Origin of the sequence: Rhizobium skierniewicense Ch11 (genome assembly GCF_023757665.1) — a bacterium.
GTDB lineage: Bacteria > Pseudomonadota > Alphaproteobacteria > Rhizobiales > Rhizobiaceae > Agrobacterium > Agrobacterium skierniewicense.
Genome location: NZ_RXPG01000009.1, coordinates 108,090 through 121,600 on the forward strand (window position 1 = coordinate 108,090; position 13,511 = coordinate 121,600).

The window sequence follows — 13,511 nt, forward strand, 5'->3', positions numbered from 1 at the left end:
TAGCAACGGCTGGGGCACCATTGCTCACTGATATTGCGCGCCTCAATTCCAGAGGGTTTTTCCATGAAAAGAACCATGTTGGCCGCCGCCTTTGTACTGGCGCCTTTTTTTGCCCAAGCCGAAACACTCAAGTTTCCCGGCGAAGCGCCTATCGCATCGGTCATAATTCCCGATGACTGGGAGCCGAAGGAAACCGAAACCGGCGTAGACGCCACATCGCCCGATGCCGCGATCTACTTCTCCATCGATGTCGCCAGCGACAAGACCATGGACAAGGTCATCGATGACGCCATCAAGTTCCTGACCGACAATGGCGTGGAGATCGATGCCAGCACCAAGTCTGATTCCGGCGACGTCGAGATCAACGGCATGCAGTTCGGCAGCATCGAGTTCGATGGCAAGGATGAGGATGGCCCGGTCGACGTGTCCTTGGGCTTTGCATCGCCGCGCGAAGGCAAGATGCTGGTCGTGACCTATTGGGGTACAAAGGCCACGCAGGATGCGCATCACGCGGAACTGGTCGGCATCTTGCAGTCGCTTAAACCCGTCAAGTAAGCCGCCCTGTGCTTCGGCACGTGCCACGCCGATACCACCGTCTCGACTGGCGTTTGAAACTGCTTTGGCGATTGGATGAAACGCTGCATCCTTTTTCTAATTTCCGCGTTTGCTAACTATCTGCTGTCCGGCCGAGACGTCGCGACGGCGCAAAGCGAAATTGCGAGAGGAGAAGTGAATGAGGGCACCGGTACGTTCCCATGGTTTCGACAAACCATCAGACCTTGAAGACGAACTTTCTGAACTGGACGATGATGTGAGCACAACACCCAGAAAGCCTGCCATGAGAGCCAAGCCACCTGGGAAGGAACCGGGCGCTGTTGATTTGAGAGAGGAATTGACCGCGCTGCGCCGTGACGTGGATGCCCTCCGCAAACAGGTCGAGACACTTCAATCGGCGCGCGCGCACCAAAAGCAGTCGTCCGGCCACCGGGCCGATGTGGCAAACTGGCTTCCTGTCGTCCGCTCGGTTGCGATCACATCAATCGCTGGCCGCATCTTTGCGTCCTCGCCCATCATGGCGCTGCTCGTCGCTGCAGTGCCTTTCGCCTTGGGGCTATCTGCCGGTTCGAAATAACGGCAGACATGGTTTGGAAAACAAAGGCCCTGCCGGCTTCCGGCAGGGCCTTTGTCCTATTTCATTGCAGCATCCAGTTTCGCTTTCCAGCCGCCATCGTCCAGTTGCTTTCGGACGAAATCATCGACGGCTGCCTTCAAAGCGGGGTCTTTTCGCACGAGATATGCGTTTTCGAAGTGTGTGAAAGGCTCCGTGACTTTCGTGGGGCACAGTACACCGGGATGAAGCTTGGATTGAAGATCGACTTCTACGCCGTCGGTCACCATCACATCTGCTCTGTTGGCAGCAATTTCATCGAAAATCACACGGTTGTCCGGAAAGACCGCGATCTTCGCATCGGTGAAATGCTCATGGGCAAATTTGTCGTTCGTACCGCCCGGATTGACGATGACGCGTGTGGACGGCTGGTTGATGGCATCGATGCTTGAATACTTGGTCTGATCTTCGCACCGGGCGATCGGCCGCTTGCCGTCCTTGACGTTTGGCACCGAAAAATCGCCGACCTCCGCACGCGCCGCGTCGACGGTTATGCCGCCTACCAAAACATCGAATTTTTTGGCCTTGAAGTCTTCCAGCAGCGTCTTCCATGTGGTTGGCACGAACTCCGGCTCGACACTAAGAGATGCCGCCAGTTCCTGTGCCATGGAGATATCTGCACCCGTCAGTTCACCGTTCGGGCTTTTGTAACTGAAGGGTTTGTAATCGCCGGTCGTCCCAATTTTCAAAACACCTGCCTTCTTGATAAGGGCAAGGGCGCTGTCGTCCGCATGAGCAGAGGCTGTGGTCATAAAGGTTGCAATGATGAGTACGAGCAATGAAGTTTTCTTCATTAATGTGTTCCCCTTGTGCTGTGTCATAATTAATAACGGCCGTTCCGTGTGGGCGATCGGAGGCCATCCTCATTTCTTGTTCAACGAAAAACGGGGCGCAAGCCAATTGTGTGTTTCGTCGAAGAGTTTTATCTTTTGCGTTGATCTGGGCATGGCCAGAAACGACGAAAAAACTGTCAAAAAAGTTTCGTCAAGCGCTTGCCATGGCCGAACAAGATGCTATAACCCCGCTCACTTCCGGGGCAGATTGCTTCTCCGGTACTGACCAAAAGTGAGGGTTCTCATAGAGCCTGTAGTGCCCGAATAGCTCAGTTGGTAGAGCAGCGGATTGAAAATCCGCGTGTCGGTGGTTCAAATCCGCCTTCGGGCACCATTCTAACCCCTTGGTGTTGCTGTCTTTTTCCATATTCAAGCTATTCCTTATAAATTCGGGTTTGACAGAATTTTCAAGATGGTTTGACAGAATTCGTTTTCCGTCTGTTCACTTCGGCGGCGAAATCCTTCACGGCGGCGTTGGTCTGTTTCGACATATCCGCTCGTCTCGAATAGTGTTTCGCCATGGCTTCCGTCTTCTGGCCAAGGACGTTGGCAATGGTCCCGTAGTCCATGTTCATTTCTCGGAGAATGGTCGCCACAGTGTGCCTCAGACCCTTCAAGGTCAGCCCCGGCTGGACGCTGCCTTGCTCCTCCAGTGCCATCCGAACAGGTCGCCACGACGCCCTAAACCCTGAGACAGTCCACGGCTTGCCATGGCTGTTTGCACAGAGTGTCATCGCGGAATGTTCCGGCGCAGCGTCCAGCGCGGCCGAGACAGGGTCTAGGAGAGGCAACAGAACCGCTTCGCCTGTCTTGCCACGCTTGGTGTCGATCATCCCTTTCCGAATAGCCGTGCGGGGCAGGGATATGGCGTCCTGCGGATCGAGGCCGTAGAACATCATCAGCGTGACTGCTGGCAGCATGTGAGAGGGCAGGGCCGCAAGCACGGCGTCCCGTTCGCTGTCCATCCATGGCCTGTTGGCTTCCGGCGCGTTCTTCGGGCGCTTAATGGCCTTGATGCCAGCGGCCGGGTTCTCTTTCACCTCACCCCGCTCTTTCCCCCAGGCGAACAAGAGGGAAAGCACCGTCCGGACATAAGATCCAAACTTACGGCCCTTGCTCTCGCCTGCCTTGTCGCGGATCTTCACGATCAGCGGCGGCTTGAACGCTGTAAGCGGCGTGTTCTCAATGCTTTTGAGGTAATCAAAGCATTTCTGATAATCGGAGCGAGTGCGGGCCGAGATCTCGGTTTGAAATGCTGGACTGGCGCGGTACTTGGTGATGAGAGCGCCGAGGGTGCCAGCCTTCACGGCGTTGCTTTTTTCGTGGAGCTGGCTGATGCGGTAGCACTCGCCATAAAACTCCATCGTCCAGAGTGGGAATTGATCGATGTCGATGGTGCTGCCAGTCTTGCGATGGTAGCAGCGCCATTTGAAAGGCGGCTTCTTATCCTGAAAAATCTGGAAGCCCTTTGGGCGTTTACGATCTGCCATCAACCGAGCCTCGCGATAATAGCGTCATCGCCCGCTGCCTCGCCGCCTTTCAGCGCATCGAGGAAGTCGTCGAGGTCGCGCATATCGTAGACCTTGCCACCGGAAGGCATCGCGATCGGCGTCACGTGGCAATCCACAGGGAAGCGCTTCACTGGAAGGCCGCAATAGTCTGCGGCCTCCCTGAGCGTCAGCATACGCCGAGGCGCAACCCGAATGTTCAATGTTGCGGATGCAGCCATTTCACGGAGCCTTTCTGTGCGTATCGGCACCAATATTAGACATTAAAATCCGCCCTCGCTTTGCCCTGAATATCATCCACCATGGCGCTGACGGCCGCGCGGGGAATAGCGAGATCAGTAAGGGCTCGATCAAGGCACTCAGCGCATTTTTCGATGTGACTGTCATCAAGCCAATCTTTGCTTTGTAGGGCCAACCAAACGACGCGCAGCAATGAGTCGACCCGGTAAAGATCCTCTGTGATGTCAATGAATGGGTCAGCTTTTGCGAGAGCTTCCATAAAATCGCTTCGACCAGTGGAGCTCATGCTGAACCGCCTTCCGGGCAGCAGTCCCGCAGATCGATAAGCTTGACCTGCAAGGCGTCTGAGAGCTTTTCCAATTCAAACGCGGCGTCCCAGATCTCGGCGGAGGCGAAGCCTAGAACTTTGCGTTGATCATCCCCGCAATAGTAGAAGCCAGGACGATCGTTGATTTCACACGACTTAAAAAGAACGTCATCAATCAGGTTTTGGTTGATGATTCCGAAGCAATACAAGCTGTGAAGCTGTTCCTTGAGCGCTTCCATTAACTTGCTGCATTCATGAATTTTTTCAGCAGCACTTGCGCCACTGGCAATTCTCGTTGTATGTATCGCGGGCATAGATTGACCTTTCCAAGGGGTTAGGAAAAGCCGACGCTGGTTCTCAGGCCGTAGCGTCGGCTTTTTTCGTTTCGTGAATTTTTGTGCTCGAATATATGCTCTCAAGTGCCACTATGATCTCAGCATTCATCGATCGCCGATTTTGCAGGGCTGACGCCTTGATTTTTTCTTTGACGTCTTGGGGCAAGCGAACCCCAAGCGGAGGAATTGCACTCATTGAAAGTTCCTTAGGTGACTACACAGTGTAATCGCTACACATTGTAGCTATTGTCGTCAATCAAATTTTAACTACAACGTGAAGTCATGAGCATCAAAAAGCCCGCCGACGAAAAAGTTTCTAATGTTCCACCCTTTGGATTGCGCTTGCTTCCGGAGTTAAAGGACAAAATTGCCAAAGCGGCCTCTGAGAATAATCGCTCTATGAATGCTGAGATCGTTGCGCGTCTCACGCTGACCTTGGAAGAGACGATATGGGAGCGCCAGAAATTTATCGATACGCTCAATTTTAAGCAGCACATGCTCGAAAAAGCAGGCCACATGCTCTTTCGCAATATTGCGGAAATGAGAGCTTTGAAAAATAATCTTGAGTACGAGACCGCCCTCCGGATTTCTCAAAGTAATACTGTAGCTGCTCTCTGCCATGCGATTTTGGATTCTGATGCAGAAGGCCGACTGAAAGAGACAGCAGATTTTGTGTTGTCCGCTGCCATCAATCCAGACACGGTTACCGATATGGATGCCCTGCAGGAGATGTTGGATCGAGAGCTCGGCGACAGCGATGACGTTCCGGCGGACTGGGAAGATTCCCTTTCGGACGAGGATAAGAAGAACCTCAACGAGGCAAAGATGTTTGTGGCTCGCGACGGAGATGTCGAACTGAATAGACTCGGCAACCGACCAAGAAAACAAAAGCCTAAGAAATAGCCCCATTCCTAAGTGCCGATAACCTCTGACTTATCGGAACTCAGCACCCTTCTGTCACTTCATCTAAAAACAAGCAGACGCTATTCTCATGAAATCAATATGGTTGCCCTTGGGCCTGATAGTCGTTCTGATCGGCCTAGCTGTATGGCTGGGAGGCGTCCGCATCTTCGTAATCCAGCCTATAGGCGCTATTCCGAAAGGCGTGACGGCTGTAGTGATCGGAATACACGGCCTGAACTTTGTCGATAGTCCTGACGCGGTATGCGCTCGATTGGGACAACCGAACCTGTTCTGCCGTGGTGCGGCGGCCGCGCGTGTGGCAAATGAGGGAAAGATTATTCTACGCCTTCCTTACAGCGAGACTCTCTATCGGATGACAGGCCCAAAAATGTATTAGGTGAACTGAAAAAGGGTTCGCAAAATTGGCGAACCCTCACCTTGGACAATTTGTCCGTTGCTTACGTGGTGGACAAATTGTCCGTGACGTAACTGGGGAATTTCCCCACCATGCTCATCGCCAAGTTGGCGACGAGGGTTAGAGTTGCCAATCTGGCGACTCTTTCAACGGCCAGCAGCAAGTCGCCAACTTGGCGACATGGCAACGTTCAAGTGGCAAACTTTGCCACATGAGCCTTTGGAAGGCGCATATGGTTTGTGTCGCCTTCACCCACCCGCCTAAAAACCAGCAGATCCCCCGCTTTTTCTGCCTTCTTGACGGCTATTCTAACGGTAGATCGACTGACGCCGGCCCGCGCTGCGACCTCGACATGTGATAGCTCACAGCAATTACGGCGGCTGATTTCGGTGTAGATCGCCACCAGGGCGCGGTTTTCAAGTTCAGAATAGACCATAGAACAGGCTCCCAACAACCAGTTAAAGTGACGATGATCGTCTCGCAGCTTCACGAACCGACTTGACTGCGATGCCAGGGAACTGAGCCCTATCCTTAGCCATCTGCGCCTTGAGTTGCTCGATTTCCGGCCCGCTACCTCGCACGTTGTAGACGGGGGCAAAGCTGACTTGAACAGGCTGTTGCCCTTGTGGCTTCATGCTCGGCAGTGACGGCACCGAAACACCGACCGCGCCGCCGTTGGCGTAACCTTTGAGGCCGCGCCGCATGGCCTCCATTGCGGCGGGACCGCCAGCGGCCGCGACAGCCGCCTTGTCGAAAACGTATTCGCCCTTATGAACGACGCCGGCAGGCTGATATTTACCACCGTCACCAGTGTAGCCCCCCTCTGCAAACAGACCGCCAGGCGCGGAGGGAAATTTGCCGCCGCCGCCGCCAAGCATGCTGAATATGCTACCGAGCCCGCCCCCGCCCCCGCCGCTGAAAAGCTGGTTCAAGCCGCTGTCGAGTAGCCGACTGGCAAGGCTCTTCAAGGCGTTGCCCAACGATTCCGCTGCCGAAGCGCCGTTGAGGAAGCCATCAACCATCGTGCCTGCAAAGTCCTTCGCAGCTTCTCGCGCCTCTTGTGCGGCTTCTGCAAGCCTGTCTGTGGCGTCCTGCTCCCGCTGGATTGCGTCGATCTTGTTGGCGATGGAAAGCTGCTCGTCGCTGGTCGCTGCCGCGCCTGCCTGTCTCAGCGCGTTCATCTTCTCTTGTTGGACCGCAGTCTTGCCGATCAGCGAATATTCGAAATCAAGCTGCGCTATCAGGTCGGTTACGGCCTTGCGTTCCCTGTCGGCTAGATTGGCAGCTCTTTCACGCCCGCGCTCTTCGCCGGGGTCTGTCGGCTTGATGGGAGTGAAGGTCCGGTCTGTTGGCTTCGAGACTTCCGGAAGCCGAGAGTTTCGGATTTCGACAATCTTCTGCTCTTCCTTGGCGATATCTTCGAGGCGCTGCTGATGCTCTCGCAAGTCGGTGTTGTTGACTGCCTGAGACAGGGGATTGCTCATCCCTGCACGTTCAATCTCCCGCTGGCTTTCCTTCGAGGCCAGTATCTTGTTCTCGATTTCTAGCCGTTCAAGCCCCAGTTCGGCGGCGCGTCTGTCGAGCGTTGTGTTATTTTGGTTTTCTACCGAGCGCCAAGCGTCGATGAAATCCACAAGCGAGTCTGCAGCGGAAACAATTGCGCCCTTCAGGTTCTGGCCCACTGTGTTAACGATGGTGTTGAACTTTGCGTCCAGATCAGCGGCGCGCTTTACGAGCTTTTCCTCAATCACGATGCCCAGGTCATTTGCTGCCGTGATCTGCGACCGAATCCCCGCTTCGCCTTGCTCGATGAGCGCAACCATTCGTTCGCCGCCTTGACCACCGAATAGCTCATCAAATATGCGGACGCCTGCCGCCGTGTCTTTCAACTGGCGGGTTCTCTCGACGAGTAGCAGGAGGAACTCAGACGGATTTTTCAGCCGCTCCTGTACCTCCTGAGGTGTCAATCCAAGCCGCTGGAAAGCCTCGGCAGCGCTGCCCTTGCCAGTCACGGCAAACTCGTCGGCTCGCAGCGACAGCTCTTTGAGGCCATCCGTGATGGCGTCAATCGGAATACGGGCTTGTTCGGCCACATAACGCCACTCTTGAAATGCTTCGACCGACACACCTGCGATCTTGGCTTGATCCCCCAGCTCGGCCACGGCTTTCGTTGCAGCCACAAATCCGGAGGTTAACCCGGCTATCCCGCCCGCTGCGACACCTGCGAACAGTCCGGCGCCAAAGCTCTTGAACACACCGCCGATCTTTGCCGCGCTGGAAGCGAACGATGTTTCCATGGTTCGCGCTGCGCTGCGGCTGCGGCGTTCGATATTTGACATATTCTTGTCTACGCCACTTTCGAAGCGCTTTAGCTTCTTTTCAGCGTCAGCGAGGCGCACCTCCATGCGCGTGTACAGAACGGCATCATTTGCCATCGTTAAACTCCTTTACGGCTTTGTTGAGCGCACGGCTGCGACGGCTTCGGAACTTCTTTTTCAGCAATCGATAGGCAGGCCAGTAAAATGGTTGAGCGTTTTGTTTGACGGTCCCGAACTCGGCCGCCAAGGCGTAATCATACTTACCGCCAGCACTTGGCCTGGTCGTCGTCGCACCACCTGCGCGCACCACCTGTCCACCCGTCTCGGTTTCATGGTGCCTGATGCTGTCATGAAGCGGCGTTCCGTCCTCCGGATCTTTGGGGACAAAGCGTTGAGACAGATTAACCCATTCCTGAGCATCCTTCTCAATCGCTTTGTTGACTTCCTTCAGGACCGTTTTAGGAAGCCTTCGGAGCCGCCGCTTGAATTCGGCCATCCCGTTGTTAGCCATCGGCTGTGTCTACGTCTTTGTCAGTGCCGAAAAGGAAAGACTCAACGACCGTGAGAACGGTCGGCATACTCTCGGCAATCGGCCTGTTTTCCACCCAGGTCTTAACCTTGCTGGTCGCCTCGATCGGCGTCATGCCGCCACCAACAAGGCCGAGGTGTAAAATAGACCGAATGTCGATTAGCATGGCGGCTCTGGCCTGAACCATCTGATTGAAGGTAGAAAAAAGGGAGCGGCCGTTGTCACGCTCCCAACTGCATGCGAGCTCCCATGTGAGATTGAAGGTGTATTCACCGTCTCCGAATGGCAGAGTTACTTCGCCGAGAGATTTTGGCGGCGTCATGGATAGATCCTTTGAAGGTTGAGTGAAAGAACGGCGGCTCCCCCAGGAGAAAAGGGAGCCGCTTACTGACCGGATGGGATTGGCCCGATCAGGTCACGTTACCGAAATCACCGTAGGTCAGTGCCTTCGGGTTCTTCACGGCAAAGGCGAGACGTTCTTCGGCAAGAACGGTGACCATGTTGTTGATGAAGTCCTTATCGACGTAACCAACCTCGATGCGCGCTTCCCAGCGGTCGTAGATGGTCGCGGCCTGACGGAAGGCACCGACGAGGAATTTATCCACGGAGATCGCGGGCGTTGAAACAACAGGCAGGCCGAAAAGAACGGGCTGAACAACGGACTGCGGATCTCCCATGATGTAACGGCCCTGACTGTCTTTCGTCAGGCGCATGGCCCACCAGTCAGCAGGATTGACGATGACGCCATCAGGCTCATAGAGGGCAAGAGAGGTTTGCAGCGCGGCGAGGGCAACATTGTCGATCGCCGTTGCTCCGGCAACAACGATGGGAGCGGCATAAGCCGTCGCCTGAGGGATCATTCCGAGCAGATTTTGGCCCGTGCCGTCACCGCTCAGGAGCTGAGTCTCTTCTTTGAGAGCGAGGCCGTAAAGAAGTTCGCTGTCGATGATGCTGGAAAGCTGCGGGACATCATCGAGAACCTGCCGTGACGCCTTCATCCAGTGAGCGATTACCTTCGCGGCCGTTGTCTTGAGTTCGAACTGGAGATCGCTTTCGGGCTTCGTCGCCGTTTCTGCGACCATGCCCGCGTTCAAATTGCGATTGAGCATGTTCGGGTATTCGACAGAACCCACTTCAATCTTGATCGAGGTAAGAAGGTCGCGGACGGTGAGGCGGGTGCGAGGCAATTGATTGACGCTGTCTCTGTACGGGGAAGCCATCGCGCCCGCCGATCCGGCCGCATTCGTTGTTGCTGTGGTGATAGATGCCTTCACGCGCATCTCGCCGGGGCGCGCATTCTTCTGGTCTTTCACGTCGAGGAAGTTTGCGAAACCGTCGCTCTCGACGAAGCTTGCGCCAACTGACTTGCCAGAATGGTTTCCGCCACCAGCGTAATTGGCGCGCGCCGCTTTCTGCTCAAGCGTAGCAATCGATTCATTCATCCCTTCGTGAAGCTTCTTCAGTTTTTCGTCCTGAATGCCAAGCTTTTTCATCACCTCAGCGGTGTGTTCGCCAAACTGCTTTGCGAGGAGTTCTAGCGGCGCGTCGGAGCCTTCGCTCTTTGTCCGCATTTTCGCACTGTCGAACAGATGGAGGGCGGCGCTTTCGGTGAGGGTGCGTTTCGTATGCATGTTCATGTCAGATTTCCTTGAGTTTCTGAGTTGCTTCGCTGATCTGCGCCAAGAGGCGGGACACTTGCTCATTGTCGATTTCTTCATGCTTGGAGAGGGCTTTCCAGCCACCAGACATGACGAGGCGTGCGGCCTGTTTCGACAGGCCACCAGCGCGGAGAATATTTTCGATTTCGTCTTGTGATTTATGCCCTGTGATGCTGGCATCTCGGTTTGCCGGGAACGTGACAGGCGACACCTCGTAAACGTCCAGTTCGATCAGATCGAGGACGCCGTCGCGGTCGCGTTGCGCATTTTTTTCGTGATAGCCGATCGACAGGCTGTCCACGTCACCAGCCGAAATATGCTCGTAAGCGTTTCGGCCTGCATCCGTTTTGAGGTTGATCTGGCCCTCGACAAAGAGGCCTTTTCCATCCTCTGTAGCCCGTGACCATATGCCAATCGGCATATCGGCCCGATGCTGCCAGAGCATTTTTATGCGTGAACCACGCTGGGAGTGCTGAGCGAGACTAGCCTTGAACGCACCAGGCAGAACACGTTCGCCGTAGCTATCGACATTGCCGAAAATCGAGCCGTAGCCAGAGATGCGGCCCGAACTATCGGCCTTGATTTCCAACGCCAAGGCGTTCGAAAACTTAAAGTTTGGGGAGTTTTTTTGCAGAAACACGGCTTCACCTTCGGAAACGTCAAAACACTCGGGCTGTTTGCCCGTTTTCTTGTGCTTCGCGTCCGGTATGGTCGCCGGTCCTGTCGAAGGTGGTTCGTCGCCGTGCGCCCTAGACCAGCCAGTGACGCTTTCAATCGAACCGTGGCAAGAATTGCGCTGAGTCTGCTGATTTGTCAATTGGGGTTTCTCCCCTCGCCAGTGAGGCTGTGGAAAAGTCCGGCCTCGATCTTGTCCGCGACCTCTCGCAACGCGGCGGCGGTCTTGGCGGAACCATCGTTCACAGCGGCCTGTGCGGTCGCGTATGTCAGCATTCGATCGAGGATCATCGGGACCGGCGCGCCGGCTTCCGACGCGGCGAGTTCTGCGGCGCGGGAAATTACCAGGTCGCAGAATTGCTTCTGGCGCTCTGCCGCTTCGCTCTCGATGGTAACTTTGGTGGGCTTCATGGCTTTCCCTTTCTGGACTTGATGAGCGCGAGGAGCTCCCCCTGTGTGGGAGCCCGGCCGCCAAACATTGCGTGAATTTTTGCCCGCAGATCGCGGTTATCTTGGCGGTAAGTCGCCCCGTATCGCAGCGCCCGTTCACGCTTGCATGCTTCCGAGCAAACCTGCCGAGGCCGATCTCCATTTTCAAATTCGGCGTTGCAGATCACGCAAATTCCGACGCGAGGGCCATCGGTAAAAAATACCTCTTTTTCAGTCATTCGGCACCTCGTCGCGCGATAAAAAGAAGCAATTACAATGGCTTAATTTTTCGCTGCGCTCGTAAACCGTCTTTTTCATCGGTTGACGGTAAAAATAATCGCGCCGAAAAAAAATCTCTGAATGAGGGGGAGGCGGGTCTGTGAAAGTGAGGCTTTTCAGACTTTTAGCCCGCCCCCCGGTCTGCGCGTTTGGGTGTCGCTGGTTCGTATCCATCATGCGCCACCAGCCTTCCCAGGCATCTGCGACACGCGCTCGATAACCATGTGGACGCCAGATCCTTGCGTCTTGAGTTCCGCGACAATCGCCGCGCTCTCGATCTCAGGCGTCATGCGCTGGTCGATGACTGAACGGATGGTCTCACCCAGCTTGCCGATCTCGCATTCGATGCGATGTCTCGCCGCCTCCTGCGCAGCCACAACCGAAGGTAGTTGACGCTTGATCGCAGGTCGATGCCTCAAGCTGTCTCTCAAGAGCCCTTGAACCGTCTCGGCTGATACAGTTCGAACAGGCTTTGAGGATGGATGATCGTCACCCCTTCCACTTGCTCCGTCAGCATCATTGAGTTTCTTGGTTGAGTTCCTTGATTGAGTTAGGGTGCAAGAACTTGCACTATGTATGTGCAAGCTTTTGCACTTAGTATGTGCAGGTTCTTGCACTATCTCAGTCTCCGTTTCATCGCCTTCGAACTGTCGAATGAGTGCGTTAAAGGCCTCCCATTTTGGCTGATATCGGGACCGGAAACCGTTCCCGCCGTGCCTTACCTTTACAACCAAGCCGAGCCTGTGAAGCTCATTCGTGGCGTTCACGACAGACCTTCGGCTTGCACCAGATTTGCTCATCAGGCGTTCCGTGCCGGGGTCACACTGCCCCGTTCTGACGTTGAAATGTCCGATGATAATGGCCGCGATCTTCTTGGCATCGCCCGACAATCCGTCAGCCAGACAGATGGCACGGTAGGCAATGGGAAGGTCGTTTTTGCCGGGAAGGTCTGGCTTATCGCTCATCGATAGGTCAGTTGATGCGCTGCTTTCGCGGCGTCCGTGGCTTCCATTGTGGTCAGGATGAACTTGCGGCGTAGGAAGACGAGGACGCTTCCTGATACCTGCGAACGGTTCAGGTAAAGCCACATCGCAGCTTCGCGAACCCGAGGCTGAAAGGCCTCTAAGGAGTTTGACAAATCTCTAGTAACGTACTGATTTCCAGCATCGAGTTTGACAGAATTATCGGCGCAAGTGATTGAATGAGGCTGAACAACACGGGATTGAAAATCCGCGTGTCGGTGGTTCAAATCCGCCTTCGGGCACCATTCTATCTCCTTGATATTGTTTGGTGTTTTGTAATTGTACTATAAGTTAGTTTTCTCGCGTCTAGACATACTTTCGGTTTTCCCTAGACGTTTGGTGTTTTCCTCCTGTTCACCTCCACCTCAAAATTAGCGATTGTTTCTGTCATCTTTTCCAACATATCGGCACGCCTTGAATAGTGCCTCGCCATGGCCGCAACAGTGTGCCGCAGTCCTTTCAGCGTCAGGCCAGGCTTTACGTATCCAGCCTCCTCAGGTTTTACCCGTACAGGACGCCATGACGCCCTGAGGCCTGAAACGGTGCAAGGCTTGCCATACAGGCTGCGATCGATCGACCGCTCCATTCTGTGGCAAGAGGCCACATTAGGCCGAACTTGTAGGTGCCGTCGGCGAAGTTGGCCTCGACAAGTGCAAAGGGTTGTGTAGTCATGTTGTTTTCCATGTGAAACGCCAACGCGAAAGCACGCGCCGGATGGGCGCGTGGTGGGGGGCGGTGGTGTTGGTGTGGAACTGCCGGTCTTGGCAAACGTTCCTACTGCAATCAGGAGAGATCAAATGAAACTTCTCACAGCATCGCTTTGCCTCGTATCGTTGGGAATCCTGAGCGGATGCGTAGACGGCCCCGGCTACCGTGGCAGCCCAGCAGCCCG

18 protein-coding genes, 1 tRNA gene and 1 pseudogene are annotated in these 13,511 nt (G+C 54.9%); 4 read left to right on the forward strand and 16 right to left on the reverse strand.

Annotated features, from left to right (window positions below; genetic code table 11):
• Positions 1-63 precede the first annotated feature (63 nt).
• Both EKM04_RS08995 and EKM04_RS09000 read left to right on the forward strand, forming a co-directional pair.
• On the forward strand, positions 64-555 hold the full coding sequence (locus EKM04_RS08995) for a histidine kinase (RefSeq protein WP_183893962.1): 492 nt from the start codon (positions 64-66) through the stop codon (positions 553-555).
• Between the two features lie 178 nt (positions 556-733).
• A complete protein-coding gene (locus tag EKM04_RS09000) occupies positions 734-1,132 on the forward strand; it encodes a hypothetical protein (protein ID WP_183893964.1) in 399 nt (132 codons plus the stop codon).
• A 56-nt stretch (positions 1,133-1,188) separates the two neighbouring features.
• On the opposite strand, the gene EKM04_RS09005 is transcribed toward EKM04_RS09000, so the two are convergent.
• Positions 1,189-1,962 (reverse strand): transporter substrate-binding domain-containing protein, encoded by a 774-nt coding sequence (locus tag EKM04_RS09005; protein WP_183893966.1) that lies wholly within the window; start codon positions 1,960-1,962, stop codon positions 1,189-1,191.
• Positions 1,963-2,259: 297 nt separating this feature from the next.
• Here EKM04_RS09005 and EKM04_RS09010 point away from each other — a divergent pair.
• A tRNA-Phe gene (locus EKM04_RS09010) sits at positions 2,260-2,335 on the forward strand.
• Between the two features lie 73 nt (positions 2,336-2,408).
• Here the strand turns inward: EKM04_RS09010 and EKM04_RS09015 are convergent.
• Genes EKM04_RS09015 through EKM04_RS09035 form a run of 5 tightly spaced genes read right to left on the reverse strand, consistent with a single transcriptional unit; the run spans position 2,409 to position 4,587 of the window.
• On the reverse strand, positions 2,409-3,491 hold the full coding sequence (locus EKM04_RS09015; protein WP_183893968.1) for a tyrosine-type recombinase/integrase: 1,083 nt from the start codon (positions 3,489-3,491) through the stop codon (positions 2,409-2,411).
• A complete protein-coding gene (locus EKM04_RS09020) occupies positions 3,491-3,730 on the reverse strand; it encodes a hypothetical protein (RefSeq protein ID WP_234910875.1) in 240 nt (79 codons plus the stop codon). Before EKM04_RS09020 ends, EKM04_RS09015 begins: the two co-directional genes overlap by 1 nt.
• Positions 3,731-3,765: 35 nt before the next feature.
• Positions 3,766-4,035 (reverse strand): hypothetical protein, encoded by a 270-nt coding sequence (locus tag EKM04_RS09025; protein ID WP_183893970.1) that lies wholly within the window; start codon positions 4,033-4,035, stop codon positions 3,766-3,768.
• Positions 4,032-4,370 carry a hypothetical protein gene (locus EKM04_RS09030; RefSeq protein ID WP_183893972.1) on the reverse strand — a complete coding sequence of 113 codons (339 nt, stop codon included), beginning with the start codon at positions 4,368-4,370 and terminating at the stop codon, positions 4,032-4,034. The genes EKM04_RS09025 and EKM04_RS09030 overlap by 4 nt, the downstream gene beginning before the upstream one ends.
• 43 nt (positions 4,371-4,413) lie before the next feature.
• The gene (locus EKM04_RS09035) at positions 4,414-4,587 is read right to left on the reverse strand and encodes an Arc family DNA-binding protein (RefSeq protein ID WP_183893974.1); all 174 of its coding nucleotides are present in this window, start codon (positions 4,585-4,587) and stop codon (positions 4,414-4,416) included.
• Between the two features lie 86 nt (positions 4,588-4,673).
• On the opposite strand from EKM04_RS09035, the gene EKM04_RS09040 reads away from it, so the two are divergent.
• Positions 4,674-5,294: an Arc family DNA-binding protein gene (locus EKM04_RS09040; RefSeq protein WP_183893976.1), complete on the forward strand. Its 621-nt coding sequence runs from the start codon at positions 4,674-4,676 to the stop codon at positions 5,292-5,294.
• 605 nt (positions 5,295-5,899) lie between these two features.
• Here EKM04_RS09040 and EKM04_RS09045 read toward each other — a convergent pair.
• The 10 genes and pseudogenes from EKM04_RS09045 to EKM04_RS09085 all read right to left on the reverse strand — a co-directional run bounded on the left by EKM04_RS09045 (position 5,900) and on the right by EKM04_RS09085 (position 13,291).
• A complete protein-coding gene (locus EKM04_RS09045) occupies positions 5,900-6,145 on the reverse strand; it encodes a GntR family transcriptional regulator (RefSeq protein WP_183893978.1) in 246 nt (81 codons plus the stop codon).
• 22 nt (positions 6,146-6,167) lie between these two features.
• Entirely contained in the window at positions 6,168-8,144 is a 1,977-nt protein-coding gene (locus tag EKM04_RS09050) for a phage tail tape measure protein (protein WP_183893980.1), read from the reverse strand.
• Positions 8,134-8,523 (reverse strand): HK97-gp10 family putative phage morphogenesis protein, encoded by a 390-nt coding sequence (locus tag EKM04_RS09055; RefSeq protein ID WP_183893982.1) that lies wholly within the window; start codon positions 8,521-8,523, stop codon positions 8,134-8,136. Before EKM04_RS09055 ends, EKM04_RS09050 begins: the two co-directional genes overlap by 11 nt.
• Before the next feature lie 7 nt (positions 8,524-8,530).
• Positions 8,531-8,878 (reverse strand): gene transfer agent family protein, encoded by a 348-nt coding sequence (locus EKM04_RS09060; protein ID WP_183893984.1) that lies wholly within the window; start codon positions 8,876-8,878, stop codon positions 8,531-8,533.
• Positions 8,879-8,966: 88 nt separating this feature from the next.
• On the reverse strand, positions 8,967-10,193 hold the full coding sequence (locus EKM04_RS09065) for a phage major capsid protein (protein ID WP_183893986.1): 1,227 nt from the start codon (positions 10,191-10,193) through the stop codon (positions 8,967-8,969).
• A gap of 1 nt (position 10,194) precedes the next feature.
• A complete protein-coding gene (locus EKM04_RS09070) occupies positions 10,195-11,031 on the reverse strand; it encodes an HK97 family phage prohead protease (protein WP_183893988.1) in 837 nt (278 codons plus the stop codon).
• Positions 11,028-11,300 carry a hypothetical protein gene (locus EKM04_RS09075; RefSeq protein ID WP_183893990.1) on the reverse strand — a complete coding sequence of 91 codons (273 nt, stop codon included), beginning with the start codon at positions 11,298-11,300 and terminating at the stop codon, positions 11,028-11,030. The genes EKM04_RS09070 and EKM04_RS09075 overlap by 4 nt, the downstream gene beginning before the upstream one ends.
• Positions 11,301-11,770: 470 nt before the next feature.
• The gene (locus tag EKM04_RS09080; protein WP_183893992.1) at positions 11,771-12,016 is read right to left on the reverse strand and encodes a hypothetical protein; all 246 of its coding nucleotides are present in this window, start codon (positions 12,014-12,016) and stop codon (positions 11,771-11,773) included.
• Positions 12,017-12,337: 321 nt separating this feature from the next.
• Positions 12,338-12,562: pseudogene (locus EKM04_RS23040) on the reverse strand (helix-turn-helix domain-containing protein); the annotation flags it as partial.
• Positions 12,563-13,120: 558 nt separating this feature from the next.
• On the reverse strand, positions 13,121-13,291 hold the full coding sequence (locus tag EKM04_RS09085) for a hypothetical protein (protein ID WP_183893994.1): 171 nt from the start codon (positions 13,289-13,291) through the stop codon (positions 13,121-13,123).
• Between the last annotated feature and the right edge of the window lie 220 nt (positions 13,292-13,511).

What these genes read in the sequence shown, in the direction of transcription:
- EKM04_RS09050 (WP_183893980.1), bottom strand. Translation starts at nt 8,144, where the DNA reads ATGGCAAATGATGCCGTTCTGTACACGCGCATGGAGGTGCGCCTCGCT.
- EKM04_RS09060 (WP_183893984.1), bottom strand. Translation starts at nt 8,878, where the DNA reads ATGACGCCGCCAAAATCTCTCGGCGAAGTAACTCTGCCATTCGGAGAC.
- EKM04_RS09040 (WP_183893976.1), top strand. Translation starts at nt 4,674, where the DNA reads ATGAGCATCAAAAAGCCCGCCGACGAAAAAGTTTCTAATGTTCCACCC.
- EKM04_RS09045 (WP_183893978.1), bottom strand. Translation starts at nt 6,145, where the DNA reads ATGGTCTATTCTGAACTTGAAAACCGCGCCCTGGTGGCGATCTACACC.
- EKM04_RS09030 (WP_183893972.1), bottom strand. Translation starts at nt 4,370, where the DNA reads ATGCCCGCGATACATACAACGAGAATTGCCAGTGGCGCAAGTGCTGCT.
- EKM04_RS09015 (WP_183893968.1), bottom strand. Translation starts at nt 3,491, where the DNA reads ATGGCAGATCGTAAACGCCCAAAGGGCTTCCAGATTTTTCAGGATAAG.
- EKM04_RS08995 (WP_183893962.1), top strand. Translation starts at nt 64, where the DNA reads ATGAAAAGAACCATGTTGGCCGCCGCCTTTGTACTGGCGCCTTTTTTT.
- EKM04_RS09075 (WP_183893990.1), bottom strand. Translation starts at nt 11,300, where the DNA reads ATGAAGCCCACCAAAGTTACCATCGAGAGCGAAGCGGCAGAGCGCCAG.
- EKM04_RS09025 (WP_183893970.1), bottom strand. Translation starts at nt 4,035, where the DNA reads ATGAGCTCCACTGGTCGAAGCGATTTTATGGAAGCTCTCGCAAAAGCT.
- EKM04_RS09065 (WP_183893986.1), bottom strand. Translation starts at nt 10,193, where the DNA reads ATGAACATGCATACGAAACGCACCCTCACCGAAAGCGCCGCCCTCCAT.
- EKM04_RS09000 (WP_183893964.1), top strand. Translation starts at nt 734, where the DNA reads ATGAGGGCACCGGTACGTTCCCATGGTTTCGACAAACCATCAGACCTT.
- EKM04_RS09085 (WP_183893994.1), bottom strand. Translation starts at nt 13,291, where the DNA reads ATGACTACACAACCCTTTGCACTTGTCGAGGCCAACTTCGCCGACGGC.
- EKM04_RS09020 (WP_234910875.1), bottom strand. Translation starts at nt 3,730, where the DNA reads ATGGCTGCATCCGCAACATTGAACATTCGGGTTGCGCCTCGGCGTATG.
- EKM04_RS09035 (WP_183893974.1), bottom strand. Translation starts at nt 4,587, where the DNA reads ATGAGTGCAATTCCTCCGCTTGGGGTTCGCTTGCCCCAAGACGTCAAA.
- EKM04_RS09055 (WP_183893982.1), bottom strand. Translation starts at nt 8,523, where the DNA reads ATGGCCGAATTCAAGCGGCGGCTCCGAAGGCTTCCTAAAACGGTCCTG.
- EKM04_RS09005 (WP_183893966.1), bottom strand. Translation starts at nt 1,962, where the DNA reads ATGAAGAAAACTTCATTGCTCGTACTCATCATTGCAACCTTTATGACC.